Origin of the sequence: Knoellia pratensis (assembly GCF_042666395.1) — a bacterium.
GTDB lineage: Bacteria > Actinomycetota > Actinomycetes > Actinomycetales > Dermatophilaceae > Knoellia > Knoellia pratensis.
Window position 1 is genome coordinate 165,213 of sequence record NZ_JBHTDJ010000004.1, and the last position, 14,084, is coordinate 179,296.

At 68.1% G+C, this 14,084-nt stretch carries 16 protein-coding genes; 5 read left to right on the top strand and 11 right to left on the bottom strand.

Features of this window, described 5'->3' with window-relative positions; genetic code table 11:
• Positions 1 to 405, top strand: a complete 405-nt coding sequence (locus ACFQRE_RS16915; protein ID WP_380124660.1) for a cytochrome c oxidase subunit 4 — start codon at positions 1 to 3, stop codon at positions 403 to 405.
• A gap of 270 nt (positions 406 to 675) precedes the next feature.
• Here the strand turns inward: ACFQRE_RS16915 and ACFQRE_RS16920 are convergent, their stop codons facing one another.
• The 7 genes from ACFQRE_RS16920 to ctaE form a co-directional block, all read right to left on the bottom strand.
• A complete protein-coding gene (locus ACFQRE_RS16920) occupies positions 676 to 1,029 on the bottom strand; it encodes a metallopeptidase family protein (RefSeq protein WP_380124663.1) in 354 nt (117 codons plus the stop codon).
• Entirely contained in the window at positions 1,016 to 2,197 is a 1,182-nt protein-coding gene (locus ACFQRE_RS16925; protein WP_380124665.1) for an RNA polymerase sigma factor, read from the bottom strand. The genes ACFQRE_RS16920 and ACFQRE_RS16925 overlap by 14 nt, the downstream gene beginning before the upstream one ends.
• Before the next feature lies 1 nt (position 2,198).
• Positions 2,199 to 2,627: a YciI family protein gene (locus ACFQRE_RS16930; protein ID WP_380124667.1), complete on the bottom strand. Its 429-nt coding sequence runs from the start codon at positions 2,625 to 2,627 to the stop codon at positions 2,199 to 2,201.
• Between the two features lie 192 nt (positions 2,628 to 2,819).
• Complete coding sequence (gene qcrB, locus ACFQRE_RS16935) at positions 2,820 to 4,652, bottom strand: cytochrome bc1 complex cytochrome b subunit (RefSeq protein WP_380124669.1); 1,833 nt, start codon at positions 4,650 to 4,652, stop codon at positions 2,820 to 2,822.
• On the bottom strand, positions 4,649 to 5,776 hold the full coding sequence (gene qcrA / locus ACFQRE_RS16940; protein WP_380124671.1) for a cytochrome bc1 complex Rieske iron-sulfur subunit: 1,128 nt from the start codon (positions 5,774 to 5,776) through the stop codon (positions 4,649 to 4,651). Before qcrA ends, qcrB begins: the two co-directional genes overlap by 4 nt.
• 49 nt (positions 5,777 to 5,825) lie before the next feature.
• The gene (gene qcrC / locus ACFQRE_RS16945) at positions 5,826 to 6,629 is read right to left on the bottom strand and encodes a cytochrome bc1 complex diheme cytochrome c subunit (RefSeq protein ID WP_380124673.1); all 804 of its coding nucleotides are present in this window, start codon (positions 6,627 to 6,629) and stop codon (positions 5,826 to 5,828) included.
• Between the two features lie 75 nt (positions 6,630 to 6,704).
• The gene (gene ctaE, locus ACFQRE_RS16950) at positions 6,705 to 7,373 is read right to left on the bottom strand and encodes an aa3-type cytochrome oxidase subunit III (protein WP_380124675.1); all 669 of its coding nucleotides are present in this window, start codon (positions 7,371 to 7,373) and stop codon (positions 6,705 to 6,707) included.
• 108 nt (positions 7,374 to 7,481) lie between these two features.
• On the opposite strand from ctaE, the gene ACFQRE_RS16955 reads away from it, so the two are divergent.
• Both ACFQRE_RS16955 and trpD read left to right on the top strand, forming a co-directional pair.
• Complete coding sequence (locus ACFQRE_RS16955; RefSeq protein WP_380124677.1) at positions 7,482 to 7,943, top strand: hypothetical protein; 462 nt, start codon at positions 7,482 to 7,484, stop codon at positions 7,941 to 7,943.
• Between the two features lies 1 nt (position 7,944).
• Positions 7,945 to 9,018 carry an anthranilate phosphoribosyltransferase gene (gene trpD, locus ACFQRE_RS16960; protein WP_380124679.1) on the top strand — a complete coding sequence of 358 codons (1,074 nt, stop codon included), beginning with the start codon at positions 7,945 to 7,947 and terminating at the stop codon, positions 9,016 to 9,018.
• A 110-nt stretch (positions 9,019 to 9,128) separates the two neighbouring features.
• Here the strand turns inward: trpD and ACFQRE_RS16965 are convergent, their stop codons facing one another.
• Together ACFQRE_RS16965 and ACFQRE_RS16970 are read right to left on the bottom strand one after the other, a co-directional pair.
• Positions 9,129 to 9,407 carry an Lrp/AsnC family transcriptional regulator gene (locus ACFQRE_RS16965; RefSeq protein WP_009774610.1) on the bottom strand — a complete coding sequence of 93 codons (279 nt, stop codon included), beginning with the start codon at positions 9,405 to 9,407 and terminating at the stop codon, positions 9,129 to 9,131.
• Positions 9,408 to 9,426: 19 nt separating this feature from the next.
• Entirely contained in the window at positions 9,427 to 9,918 is a 492-nt protein-coding gene (locus tag ACFQRE_RS16970; RefSeq protein ID WP_380124682.1) for a cupin domain-containing protein, read from the bottom strand.
• A 138-nt stretch (positions 9,919 to 10,056) separates the two neighbouring features.
• On the opposite strand from ACFQRE_RS16970, the gene ACFQRE_RS16975 reads away from it, so the two are divergent.
• Positions 10,057 to 11,007 (top strand): hypothetical protein, encoded by a 951-nt coding sequence (locus ACFQRE_RS16975; protein ID WP_380124684.1) that lies wholly within the window; start codon positions 10,057 to 10,059, stop codon positions 11,005 to 11,007.
• Between the two features lie 23 nt (positions 11,008 to 11,030).
• Here ACFQRE_RS16975 and ACFQRE_RS16980 read toward each other — a convergent pair whose 3' ends face one another.
• Positions 11,031 to 12,749 (bottom strand): DEDD exonuclease domain-containing protein, encoded by a 1,719-nt coding sequence (locus ACFQRE_RS16980; protein WP_380124686.1) that lies wholly within the window; start codon positions 12,747 to 12,749, stop codon positions 11,031 to 11,033.
• 79 nt (positions 12,750 to 12,828) lie between these two features.
• On the bottom strand, positions 12,829 to 13,677 hold the full coding sequence (locus ACFQRE_RS16985; protein ID WP_380124688.1) for an alpha/beta fold hydrolase: 849 nt from the start codon (positions 13,675 to 13,677) through the stop codon (positions 12,829 to 12,831).
• 130 nt (positions 13,678 to 13,807) lie between these two features.
• On the opposite strand from ACFQRE_RS16985, the gene ACFQRE_RS16990 reads away from it, so the two are divergent.
• Positions 13,808 to 14,065 (top strand): hypothetical protein, encoded by a 258-nt coding sequence (locus ACFQRE_RS16990; protein ID WP_380124690.1) that lies wholly within the window; start codon positions 13,808 to 13,810, stop codon positions 14,063 to 14,065.
• Positions 14,066 to 14,084: the final 19 nt, after the last annotated feature.

Consider the following 14,084-nt stretch of genomic DNA (forward strand, 5'->3'; position numbering starts at 1 on the left):
ATGCTGGCGATGGAACGCATCGGCTACATCTTCGGTGGCTTCGCGGCCCTGATGGCGGTCGTCTACGGCGCGTGGAACGAGTGGGGCGAGCCAATCGGCACCGTCTGCCTCGTCGTCGCCGCGTTGCTCGGCTTCATGATTGCCGGCTACCTCAACATCACCCGTCGCAAGCTCGATGGCGTCCCGCCCGAGGATGACCCGCTGGGCGAGATCAGCGACATCGTCGGCGACTACGGCTTCTTCAGCCCCTACAGCTGGTGGCCGCTGTGGCTCGGCGCCTCGTGCGCGATCATCTTCCTCGGCCTCGCCGTCGGCTGGTGGCTCGTGGCCCTGGGCGCGTTCCTCGTCGTGCCGGCGCTCGTCGGTTGGGTCTTCGAGTACTGGAAGGGCCCGCACGCCCTCTGAGCCGTGTCATGACGACCCCGCTGACCTCGCAGCGACCGAACTGCTCGGCGCTGTCGGTCACGGCCCGCGCCGAGGTGTCGGCGGCGCTCGATGACCCCGACTGGACCCGGTGGAGCTATCTTCCCGGTGATCGGCCGGGGCTGTCGCTGGAGCACGCCGATCCCGAGCCGCTTGGCCAGGTGAATGACCTGCTCGTGGGTCGCATTCCGATCCGAACCCGGGAACCTCACCGACGGGCCACTCGCCGGAGCCGTCGCAGTCTGAGGGGTCCTAGCCCCAGCCGAGCTCGTGCAGGGCCGCGTCGTCGATGCCGAAGTGGTGCGCGATCTCGTGCACGACCGTCACCGCGATCTCCTCACGCAGGTCCTCGAGGTCGTCACACATCCGCGTCAGCGGACCCTGGAAGAGGGTGATCCGGTCGGGCAGGTTGCCCAGTCCCCATCCCGAGTCGCGCTCGGTCAGCGGGACACCGTCGTAGACGCCGAGCAGGTCGGGGTCATCTGCGGGTGGCTCGGCCTCGACGAGGAAGACGACGTTGTCGAGCATCGCCATGAGCTCCTCGGGAACCTCGTCGAGCGAGTCGCCGACGATGGCCTCGAACGCCGCGACATCAAGGGGTTCCACGGCTCAACCCTGTCACGCCTGCGGGGGCGCTGGCGTGCAGCCGGGCCGCCTGGCGGGTCAGGTGGTCGCGCTCGGCTGCGCTGCTCGCGGCACGGGCGGCCATGGCATACAGAGCATGTGCCTCGGCGCGGTCACCGGCGCGCTCGTGGAGGTAGGCCCGCACGGCTGCGTGGCGGGGCACGGTCTCGGGCACGAGGCCGACGGCGGCCAACCCGGCCAGCGGGCCGTCGGCATGGCCCACGGCCACGGCGCGGTTGAGCTCGACGACAGGGGTGGGGTTCAGATGCATGAGCTCGTCGTACCACTCCAGGATCTGGGTCCAGTCGGTGTCCTCGGCGGTGGAGGCATCGGCGTGCAGTGCGGCGATGGCGGCCTGGGCCTGGAACTCGCCGAGTCGATCCTGCGCCAGTGCGTGCTGGAGAATCTCCACGCCCTCGGCGATGAGGGTCGTGTCCCACAGGGACCGGTCCTGCTCGTCGAGGCTCACGAGGGACCCGTCGGCGCTCCATCGCGCCGGTCGGCGGGCGTGGTGGAGCAGCATGAGGGCGAGAAGGCCTCCGACTTCGGGCTCCCGGGTCTGAGCGGCGAGCTGGCGGGTCAGTCGGATGGCCTCCTGCGCGAGGTCGACCTCGCCGGTGTGACCCTCGTTGTAGATGAGATAGAGCACGCGGACCACGACGCCGAGGTGTCCGGGCTCGGTGAGCCGCTCCTGCGACAGCGTGCGTTTGGCGCGCGAGATGCGCTGGGCCATCGTCGCCTCGGGCACGAGGTAGGCGGTGGCCACCTGACGCGTTGTCAGGCCCCCCACGGCTCGCAGGGTGAGGGCCACGGCCGATGACGGCGACAGGGCGGGATGGCACGCCAGGAAGAGCAGCAGGAGCGTCTCGTCGGCGCCGGTGACGGACCCTGGCTCGGGCTCGAGGTGGTCGGACACCTCACGGCGCCTGCGGGCCGTCTGCGACCTCAGGGAGTCCAGGTGCTTGCGCCACGCCGTGGTCACGAGCCAGGCGAAAGGGTCGTTGGGCGGGCTGTCGGCCCATCGCTGGTGTGCCTCGAGGAGGGCCTCCTGGACGGCGTCCTCGCCCGAGGCGAAGTCTGCGCCCCGTCGGACGAGGACGCCGAGGACTCGAGGACCGAGCTCCTTGAAGAGTCCCTCCAGGTCGGTCACGTCACCCGCCGACGCAGAAGTTGTCGACCTCGTGTGGTGCATCCATGAACGCGCGGACCTCGATCCACTCCTCGAGCGGCACGCCTCCGGGGCCGGGCGCTGAGGAGAGGAACGCGGCCACCTCATGGGCGCGCTCGACGCTGTCCACGTCGATCGTCATCCAGCCAGCGATGAGGTCCTTGGTCTCCGCGAACGGACCGTCGGTGACCGGCGGCTTCCCCTCACCGTCGAATCGCACGAACGTTCCCTCGGGGGAGAGCCCCTGACCGTCGACGAACTCACCTCGCTCGGTGAGGACCTCTGCCACGTGACCCATGAAGTTGATGTGGTCGGTGACCTCCTGTTGCGTCCACTGGTCCATCGGGACGTCACACTGCGGCTGACGTTCGGGTCCACCCGTGTAGTGCTTGAGAAGCAGGTACTTCGCCATGATCTCTCCTTGGTCCTGTGACGACCCGAGTGGCCGCCGACACCCCAGAGACGGAGCTGGATGCCGGTTCTCGACATCCCCGCGCCATCCTTTCGCGAAACCCTGGACAAACGGCAGCGGCCCCCAGGACGTAAGTCCTCGGGGCCGCTGTCGTGGATCAGGTGGCGGACCCGCAAGGGTTCGCCACGGTGATCACTCCCTGACGGGGCTGCCGCTGCTGATGCCGCGGGACTCCGAGGCCCCGGCGTCGGTGTCGGCGCCCTGGCCGCCCTCGCCCGGACTGTGGTCCTGGGTGCCTTCGATGCCTTCGAAGTCGAAGGGCGCCTCGTGCGCCTCGATGGCTTCGGCGTGCTGGCCGTCGTGGTGCGCGGCTGCCAGCTCGGCCGGGGTGACCGGGTTGACCGCGTCCTTGAAGTAGAAGTGCGACACCTTGGCACGCAGACGGTCCTTGCGGGCCGCGGGGCGAGCCACGCCGTTCTCGTCGACGTCGGGCGTGAGCTCGAGCGGTGCCACGGGCTCGTGCTGCACGAGAATCCACCGCTCCCGGTCGGTGAGCTCGTCGTGACGCTCGTGGTACGAACCGTCGGCGCCACGAATGATCCGACCCGACTCACGCGAGTGCAGTGCGAGCTCACGGTCGTGCCGCTGCAGGCTGAGGCAGATGCGCTTGGTGACCCAGAACGCGAGCGGCGGGAGGACGAACAGCCCGATCCGGAAGGCCCAGGTGATGTCGTTGATCGACATGCCGAGCTTGATGGCGATGATGTCGTTGCCGGCGGCGAACATGAACACCGAGTAGGCCACGATCCCGGCCATCCCGATGGCGGTGCGGGTCGGGGCGTTGCGCGGGCGATCGAGCAGATGGTGCTCGCGGTCGTCTCCGGTGACCCAGCGCTCGACGAACGGGTATGCGCCGAGAACGGTGTAGACCAGTGGCAACAGCACGAGAGCACCCAGGGCGATGTTGAGTGACAGCGTGATCCCGAGGAAGGACGTCTCCAGCCAACCGGGCAGGAGGCGCAGTGCCCCGTCGTAGGCGCCCATGTACCAGTCAGGCTGGGAGCCGGCCGTCACGGGGGAGGGGTCGTAGGGGCCGTAGGCCCAGATCGGGTTGATCGTGAAGAGCGCCGAGATGAGGGCGATGATCCCGAAGACGATGAAGAAGAACCCACCGGCCTTGGCGGCATACACCGGCATCACGCGGTAACCGACGACGTTGTCGTTGGTGCGACCCGGGCCGGGGAACTGCGTGTGCTTCTGCACGGCCACGAGCACGATGTGCGCGGTGAACAGGCCCACGAGGATCGCCGGGATGAGCAGGACGTGCGCGGAGTAGAGGCGGGGGATGATCGCCTCGCCCGGGAAGGGTCCGCCAAAGATCGCGTAGGCGAGGTAGGAACCGATGACCGGCGCCGTCTGGACGAAGCCCTCCATGGCGCGGATGCCCGTGCCGGAGAGGAGGTCGTCGGGGAGGGAGTAGCCGGCGAAGCCCTCGATGGCTGCGAGGAGCGCGAGGACGGTGCCGATGACCCAGTTGAGCTCGCGGGGCTTGCGGAAGGCGCCGGTGAAGAACACGCGGAACATGTGGACCGTGAGGCCGACGATGAACATGAGCGCGGCCCAGTGGTGGATCTGCCGGATGAGCAGACCACCGGGGATGTCGAACGAGATGTCGAGGGTCGAGGCGTAGGCCTCGGACATGCCCTGACCACGCAGCGGCACGAACGAGCCGTCATAGACGACGTGTCCGGCGCTGGGGACGAACCAGAGGGTCAGCAGTGCACCGGAGAGCAGGCAGATGATCAGCGAGTACATCGCGATCTCGCCGAGCATGAACGACCAGTGGTCCGGGAAGACCTTGCGCAGCAGGTAGTTGACTCCCTTGGCACCGCCGGTGCGGTCGTCGATCCAGCCGGCGACGCCGCCGGCCTTGCGGGCCGCAGCGCTGGAGCCGGGCGTGACCTCGGTGTCGCCGTCGCGCAGACGGTCCGCCGGACGATCGGCGGGGAAGGTCTCGGTGCTCATGCGGAACCACGCTCCCAGAAGCTCGGTCCAGTGGCCTCTTTGAACGGGCCCTTGGAGATGAGGTAACCCTCATCATCAACGGTAATCGCCAGTTGCGGAAGGGGCCGCTTGGCCGGCCCGAAGATCACCTTGCAGTCCTGCGTCACGTCGAAGGTCGACTGGTGGCAGGGGCACAGCAGGTGGTGGGTCTGCTGCTCGTAGAGACCCACGGGGCAACCGACGTGGGTGCAGATCTTGGAGTAGGCCACGATGCCCTGGTAGCCCCAGTCCTTCTCCTTCTGCGACTTGATGTCGTCGGGGTCGAGGCGCATGACCAGCACGGCCGCCTTGCCCTTCTCCTCGAGAAGGTGGTGCTCGAGGTCGAGAAGACCCTCGGGCATCACGTGGAAGACGGAGCCGATGGTCACCTCGCTCGCCTTGATCGCCGTGTTCTGAGGATCGCGCATGAGGCGGAGCGGCTTGTTGGGGTACTTGCCGTCCTCTTCTTCACCGTTCCAGAAGGTCACCGAGAGGTCGTCGCCGGGCATCGGGCCGAGGCCACCGATGAGCGGCAGGACGACCGGGACAGCGAACAGGCCCAGCGCGCCACCCATGGCGTACTTGATGAGCGGACGACGATTGAGGTGCGAGGTCTCCGCGCCGTCGCCCAGGATCGCGACGAAGCCTTCGCGGTGTTCGTCGGCCGAGCGCATCGTGTGACGCATCTCGACCTCCTCCTCGTCGGGCATGAGGGTCTTGGCCCACTGGACCGCGCCGAAGCCGATGCCGAGGAGGGAAGCGGCCATCGTGACACCCAGGACCAGGTGCAGCGCGTTGGTCTGCCCGATGCCGGGGACGAACATCGTCGCCTGCTTGTCGATCGCGAAGTAGGCGACGATGAAGCCGAGCGTGCCGAGGATGGAGATCACGAAGAGACCGCCGACGGTGCGTTCGGCCCGCTTGGCGGCGACCTCGTCGAGGTCGGCACCGCGGTGGATGTGCGGAGCGAAACCGGGGTTCTCGAAACGCTCGGGGATGCCGCCGTGACCGACGACGTGGCCCTCGTCGAGGCGTACGGCACCCGATCCGAACTCACCCGTGGGGGTGACCTCGCCTCCGGTGGAGTGGCTGTCCTGCTCGTTCATCGGTCGTTCGATCCTGTCGACGGAGAGTGGGAAGCGGCGGTGCGCATGATCAGGCCGACTTCTGGCCGAGCCAGACGGCTGCGGCGATCAGGAGTCCGAGTCCGAAGAACCAGGCGAACCAGCCTTCGGTGACGGGTCCGAGGGCGCCCAGGGCGTGTCCACCCTGCTGCGGTGATTCCTCGACCGACTTGAGGAAGGCGATGATGTCGCGCTTGTCCTCGGAAGCGATGTTGCCGTCGTTGAAGACCGGCATCGACTGCGGGCCGGACTCCATGGCCTCGTAGATGTGGTGCGGCTCGACACCCATGAGCGACGGGGCGTACTTGCCGCGGGTCAGGGCGCCACCGGAGCCGGCGAAGTTGTGGCACATGGCGCAGTTGACGCGGAAGAGCTCACCACCCTTGGCGGGGTCACCCTTGGTGGGGTCGACGTCCTCCTCGGAAGGGATGGCGGGACCGGGGGCCAGTGACGCGATGTAGGCGCTGACCTTGTCGATCTCTTCCTGGGTGAACTGCACGTCTCCGCGCATGGCCTGGATGCCCGGGGCGCGCATGGGCATGCGGCCCGTGCCCATCTGGAAGTCCACGGCTGCTGCTCCGACGCCGGCGAGCGCGGGTCCGGCGATCTTGTCGCCGTTGCCGGTCGCCCGTCCCTCGGCGTTGACGCCGTGGCACGAAGCGCAGTTGGCCTGGAAGAGCTGCTTGCCTGCGGTGACGTCCTTCGCGGTGCTTGCCTCGGCCGTCGCCGGCTGCGGCGCGACGGCGGCATAGGCGAAGCCCGTGACGAGAAGGCCGAGCATGAGCAGGATGGCGATCGCTGCCGGGTGGCGGCGGCGGGCTGCCAGTGCGTTCACGGTGCGGTCCTGTCGGGGGTCTTGGGAATGTGTTGTCCGGGGGAGCTGGTCAGGCTAGTGGTCAGGGGAACCACGTCACTGCAGCAGGTAGATCATCGCGAACAGCGCGATCCACACCACGTCGACGAAGTGCCAGTAGTAGGAGGTGACGACGGCGCCCGTCTCCTGGAGGTGCGTGTAGCGGCGCGTCGTGAACGTGCGGCCGATGATGAGCAGGAAGGCGATCAGGCCACCGGTGACGTGCATGCCGTGGAAGCCGGTCGCGAGGTAGAAGATCGACGAGTACGAGTCGGTGCTGAGCGTGACGCCCTCGGCCACGAGGTGGGCGTACTCGTAGACCTGTCCGGCGATGAAGATCGAGCCGAAGATGTAGGTCAGGACGTACCACTCGCGCATGCCCCACTGCTTGAACTTCAGCAGTGAGCCGGTGCGGGCGACCTGTCCGCTCTCGGCCTTCCAGACGCCGAGCTGGCACCAGACGGACGAGACCACGAGGACGATCGTGTTGCCGAACGCGAACGGGACGTTGAGCTGGGCGGTGCGCTCAGTCCACTGGAGGGGGAGGTTGCCGCGGAGCGAGAAGTAGAACGCGAACAGCGCCGCGAAGAACATCAGCTCACTGGCCAGCCAGACCATCGTCCCGACCGCGACCATGTTGGGTCGGGTCGCCGGACCGTAGTCCGGGATGCTGGGAACCGGACCGGACACTCGAGTCGTTGCTTCTGCGATCGCCACGAGCGTCATTATTGCGTCATTCGTCTGTGAATGCTGCACCGCCCCCCGGGTTCGTGGTGTTGGCCGAAGGAATGCCCAACGAAAGCCCGCGGAAACCCGCGTGGCTAGGATGCAGGCATGACCTCAGCGCACTCGGTTGACCACGCGACGTCGGCCACGGCGACCCCTGGAAGCGACTCTGTCCACCAGGTGTCGGTCCTCCTCTACAGCGACGACATCACGACCCGCGACGCCGTGCGCGCAGCAGCGGGACGTCGTCCTGCTCGCGACGTCGAGGTCACCCGATGGCTCGAGTGCGCCACGGCGTTCGCCGTCACCGAGGCACTCGACGCCGGTGGCTGGGACATCGTGGTCCTCGACGGTGAGGCCGCCAAGAACGGTGGCCTGGGCCTGTGCCGCGAGATCAAGAACGAGATCTACAACTGCCCTCCGGTCCTCGTCCTCACCGGCCGCCCGCAGGACGGTTGGCTGGCTGCTTGGTCGCTGGCCGACGACGCCGTGCCGCACCCCCTTGACCCGATCAAAGTCGCCGAGGCGATTGCCGGGCTGGCGCGCACGCGCGCCGCGGCACACAGCTGACGTGGCGGCCACGATCCCCTCGCCGGGTCCGACGTGGCCCGATCTGCTGACCCGCCTGCTCGCCCGTGAGGACCTCTCGCTCGACGAGGCCCGCTGGGCGATGACCCAGATCATGGGCGGTGAGGCAACGCCTGCCCAGGTCGCGGGCTTCCTCATGGCTCTGCGTTCCAAGGTCGAGTCCGTGGCCGAGGTGCGGGGCCTTGCCGACGTGATGCTCGAGCACGCCCACCGCATCGAGGTGCCCGGCGAGAGCATCGACATCGTCGGCACCGGTGGTGACCGCTTCGGCACCGTCAACATCTCGACGATGTCGTCGGTCGTCATCGCGGCGACCGGCTTGAGGGTCGTCAAGCACGGCAACCGCGCCGCGTCATCGAAGTCCGGCTCCGCCGACGTCCTCGAGTCCCTCGGGGTCAACCTCACCCTCACCCCTGACCAGGTGCGTCAGGTCGCGCTGGACGCGGGGATCACGTTCTGCTTTGCGCAGACCTTCCACCCGTCGATGCGCCACGCGGGGCCCGCCCGCGCCGAGCTCGGCGTCGCGACGGCCTTCAACCTTCTCGGACCGCTCACCAACCCTGCACAGCCGGGGTATGCCGCAGTCGGCGTCGCGGACGCCCGTTTCCTCCCGATCATCGCGGGGGTGTTCGCTGACCGCGGCACAGCGGCAGCGGTCTTTCGTGGTGACGAGGGGCTCGATGAGATGTCCATCGCCGGCCCGACGACGCTCCTCTGGGTGCGCGACGGTGAGGTCACCGAGGTGTCCGTGCACCCGGCCGACGTGGGTCTGACCGTGTCGACGATCGACAGCATCAAGGGCGGACTCGCCGACCAGAACGCCGAGGTGGCTCGGCGGGTGTTCGCCGGCGACAAGGGTCCGGCGCGTGACGCGGTCCTCTTCAACACCGGCACGGCCCTTGCGGTTGCAGCAGGTGCCGCTGGCACCTCGGCGGCAGAGATCCACGCGGCGATCCGTTCAGGCGTGGAGCGGGCCGCCCGGGCGATCGACGCGGGTGAGGCAGCCGCGCTGTTGGACCGTTGGGTCACCGCAAGTCGCGCTGTCGCGGCGAACTGAGCCGGACGGCATACGCTGTCTTGCTGTCCGACTTCGTGCCCCTCACGGACACGAAAGGGGCCTACGGCCGAGGATGCGTGTCCGTGAGGGGCACGAAGTCGAGTGGCTCGTTATTCGAGACCGAGGCTGAAGGCGGCCTCGAGGTCGTGCTTGGAGTAGGTCTGGAAGGCGATGTGGGTCGCAGTGCCCGTGACGCCTTCGACCTTGTTGAGGCGGTCGGCGATGACCTTGGCGAGCTCGTCGTGCTGGCGGACGCGCACCATGGCGATGAGGTCGGCGTCCCCGGCGACGGAGTAGACCTCGCTCACGCCGTCGAGCTCGGCGACCTCCTGGGCCACCTCGGGGATCCGGTTGACGTCGGCAGTGATGAGAACGATGGCGGTGATCACGCTTTGCAGCGTAGTCGGGTCAGTCGCCGTCCCAGAAGTTGTCGTGGGCAGCCATGAACTCGACGTGTTGCTCCGCACTCATGGCGGCCACGCCACCGCCTCGCGCAAGACCTTCGAAGTAGGCCTCGCGCGGCGCACCCGGCGCGAAGTGCAGGAGCATCGTGGCAGGCCCGTCCTCGTTGCGGAACCCGTGGAGGCCGCCCGGTGGCACGTGGAGGAAGTCGCCCGAACCGGCCTTGATCCAGCGGTTGCCGTCGAAGATCGTGACGATGCCGTCAAGGACGTAGAACGACTCGGACATGGTCCTGTGGAAGTGGGAGCCGGGGCCGCTGGGTGGACCGGCGAACTCCCAGCGATAGAGGCCGAAGAGACCTCCGGTCGCCTCACCGCGAGCGACGTAGTGGACGCGATTTCCGTTGGGGTACACCAGATCTGGCTCGCTGCCACCGGGCCGGACCCACGCCGACTTCTCGCCGTGGTCGCCGGTGTACAGGGGCGGGGGATAGGACATGCGGGGCGCTTTCCTCTCGCGGGGAGTGCTCCCCATCGCCAGCGGTTGCAGGTCCACCTTGCCCGACCTAGCCTCATTTCGGGGGGCTTCGGTCCGAGGTCTCACTCACAACGCAGGACTTTGAGGGAGCACATCAGCATGCGACTCACCACACGTCGACTCTTCGTGGCCGCGGGGATATTGGGGATGGTCATCGCGACCGCGCCCCCCGGTCAGGCTGGCACCGGCTACTTCAACACGTACCAGGAAGAAGGGGCGACCCCCAACGTGGGCGAGCACACCGGCGCTCAGGGTTTCGCCGTTGGCGCCGACTACAACTACTCGATCAAGAACCGCAGCAGGGACGACGGGTCGGCCGTCATCTACCGCGTACCCAATGCCACCGAGGTTCCGCAGGTGATGACGAACGGTGCCAACAACTCGAAGTCCATCGCGGGCCTGGGACACGCCAACGACATGACGATCGCGACCATCGGTGGGGTCAACCACTTCTTCATCGTCACGATGTCGTCCACCGGGTACCAAGTCAAGAAGTTGAGCTACTCGGGCAACACCTACAAGGAGGTCGGCCGTTTCACGGTGAAGGAGAACGGGGCCACCAAGGCCGTGTCCGGCATCAACCGCGTCCTGGTCACGTCGACGAAGATCGACTTCTTCTTCAAGAGCGGCTCGACGGTCTACAAGGGTAGCCTTCCCGCGACCGCCAACACGGGGACCATCAACATCACGAAGGCCTTCACCCTCAAGACCTCTGGCGCGCTGGTCGGTGGAAAGCCGATCGACCTGACCGGCTTCGTGAGCCAGGGCTTCTTCTATCACGAGTCCAAGAAGGTCCTCTACTACCCGCTCACCAAGGCGAACGTCAGCGTCGTGCTGGTCTACCGCAATGTGACCTCCACGTCGACGGGGGTCCTCGCGCCCTCAAAGGACACGTCCTTCCGCATCACCTCTGCCAAGTACAGCAAGTTCGAGATCGAGAGTCTCGGGATCAACAGCAAGGACGGAAAGCTGTACTTCAACACCAACCGTTCGACGAGCACGAATGGCAACCTCGACGGGGTTCAGGTCTTCGAAGGTTACGTGGCCTGATCCCTGATCGACAGGGGGCTGCTTCAGCCCGCTGAGCGGAACCCCGGGGTCGCGCGCTTCGACGCCTCGACCGGCTCGAGGGCGTGACGCACACCCGTCGCACCGCCGACGGGACACGTCCACGCACCGTCGATGTCGACGACGCGCACCCCGGGGGCGTCCAGCCAGCGCAGGATCCGCTCGCTCTCCTCGGGCGTCGCCGACGTGGCGGGCGGCAGGGGAGTGGGCACGACCTCGGCGCTGGCCCGGAGGGCTTCGACGTAGGGCATGGGGTCGGCTCCACGTGGTGACAGCGAGCTCCCGGCCAGACGCCCGTAGCGGATGCACATGACCTCCCAGCCGCCGGTCTCGCTGCGCCGGGCGGCGATCAGCTCGGCGGTCCGGGACAGGGGATCGAGTCGCTGGGCGCGGGAAGCGCCGCGCACGAGGCTGAGCATCCGGTCGCGCGCGATGCCGGCGTCCTCGAAGCGTTCCTGCTCGGCGAGGTGGTCCATCCGGTCACGCCAGGTCGACACGGCGGAGGTGGCGTCGCCCGCAAGCAGGGCCACGGCTTCGGCGACCACGCCGGCGTAGTCGTCGACGCTCTGGGCGCCGGTGCACGGCGCGCCGCAGCGACCCATGTCGGCCAGCGCGCAGGCAGAGCGCGGCTTGGTGGCCGACAACCGCTCCAGGCACTGGCGCAGCGGCAGCACCTCGTGGACGGCAGCGACGGCGTCAGCAGCGGAGCCACGCGAGGCGAAGGGGCCGATGTAGCGGGTGTCGTCATCGGCGACGTCGCGCACGATCGAGAGCCGTGGGAACGGCTCGACGGTGAGTTTGACCCACCAGGCGCGCTCCGGGTGGCGGGACTGCCGGTTGTAGCGCGGCTTGTGCTCCTTGATGAGCCGCAGCTCGCGCACCTCGGCCTCGAGCGGGGTGGCACACACGATCGGCGTCACGGACTCGGCGATGCGGACCATCTCGGCCATCCGGCGACGCTTCTCTGACGCCGTGAAGTAGCTGCGCACACGCGTGCGGATCGACACCGACGTCCCGACGTAGAGGACGCGCCCCTGCCCGTCCTTGAAGAGGTAGACGCCCGGCGCCTCGGGCAGCCCGTCGGCGAGGTGGCGCTTGCGCCGGGTCGCGGCGGGGACCTTGGCGGAGTAGGCCTTGAGCTCCTCGAGGGAGTGCACCCCGAGCGAGCCGACACGGGCGATGAGTCCGTGGAGCACGTCGACGGTGGCGCGGGCGTCGTGGAGGGCACGGTGGTCCGGAGTTGTCGTCGCGCCGAAAAGCACTGCAAGAGAACCCAACCGGTGGTTGGGCGCCTCGTCGCGGGTCACGAGCTGGCGGGCGAGGTGGACCGTGTCGACGACGGGAAAGCGCGGCCAGTCGTGCTCGGCCCGTGCACACGCCGCCTTGAGGAACGAGACGTCGAAGCCCGCGTTGTGCGCGACGAGCACCGACCCCGCGGCGAACTCGAGGAACGCGACGAGGGCCGGCTCGACCCGTGGAGCATGGCGCACCATCGCGTCGGTGATGCCGGTGAGCACCGAGATGAACGCAGGGATCGGCTGGCCCGGGTTGACGAACGTCTGGAACTCGCCGAGCACCTCGCCGGCGCGCACCTTGACGGCACCGATCTCGGTGATGCCGCACTCGCTCGGGCTGCCGCCGGTGGTCTCGAGGTCGACGACGACGAACGTCACGTCCGACAGGGGTGTGCCCAGGTCATCGAGGGTGCCCTGGACCATCTGCATGTCAGCGAGGCTAGGTGCGAGGTCCGACAGGTCCCGGGAGGCGCGGCCAGAGGGGGACCTCTCGAGGTGTGGCGCCGGCTCAGGTGGACAGTCTGTCGGCCTCGGCGAAGTGCTCGATGAGCTCGCTGGCGAGCTCATCCGGCGCTTCTTCCGGGACCCAGTGGGACACACCCTCGAGAACCTTCAAGCGGTAGGTGCCCGCCGCGTGGGCGTGGGTACGGTCGATCCCGTCTCGCCGGACTGCGGTGTCGCCGTCGCTCCAGACCTGCAGGACCGGAACCGGCGTTGGCGAACCGAAGTCTGGAAGCTCGGTGACCGCGCCGCGGTACCAGTTCAGTCCACCGCGGCGCAGGCTCCAGGTGCTGTTGCGCCGGGCGTCCCGGGCGGCGAGCTCTCGTCGCTGGCCCGTGGTCATGAGGGCCCGGGTCATGAGCCAGCTCGAACCAAGGGCCAGTTCGGGGAGCCAGGGGAGCTGGAAGAAGTACATGTACCAAGAGCTGAACGCCTGCTTGCTCGTGAGGAGCGCGCGGATGAAGGCGGCCGGATGGGGGACCGAGACAGCGGTGAGGCTGCGGAGCACCTCCGCATGGTGGGTCGCCACGTTCCAGGCCAGGGCGGCGCCCCAGTCGTGGCCCACCAGGTGCACCGGCTGGCCGATCTGTCGCACCATCGCGGTGACGTCGCTGCGCAGTGAGCCAGCGTCGAACGCGCGTCGGCTCGCCGGGTTGGCCGAGTTGCTGGCCCCGCGAAGGTTCGGTGCGAACGTCCGATAACCGGAGTCGTTGAGCAGTTTCGCCACCTGTTCCCAGCTCTGCTGGTCCTGCGGCCACCCGTGCAGGAGCAGGACGGGAGGACCCTCCAGCGGGCCGGTGTCGACCACGGGGAAGCCGAGGTCTCCGTTGGTGAAGGTCGCGATACGAGTGGCCACGCATCGCAGGCTACTGCGGTGCAACCTCTGGGCGGAGTGGGTGTGGGCCACCACACCGCAGCGGGCCGACACAGCCCTTGTCAGTGCCGGCTCCTAGCGTGGGCGGTGCCCAGACGAAAGGGGTGACGACATGACCCACGACCTGACCCACGACAGCCTGACCATCCTCTGCGCGCGCTGCCCGGTGCGCGACATCCAGTGCGGCGACTGCATGGTGACCGCCCTCATCAACCCGGCCTCCATGGGCCTCGACAGCGACCTGCCGCTCGACCTCGACGAGCGGGCGGCCGTGACGGCGTGCGTGCGCGCCGGCCTCATCTCCGCCGACTTCGCCGCGACGGTGCGCTCCCAGCGTGTGCCGTTCGACATCGGCATCGCCGCCGGCTGAGTCCCGCCTGACACCATGG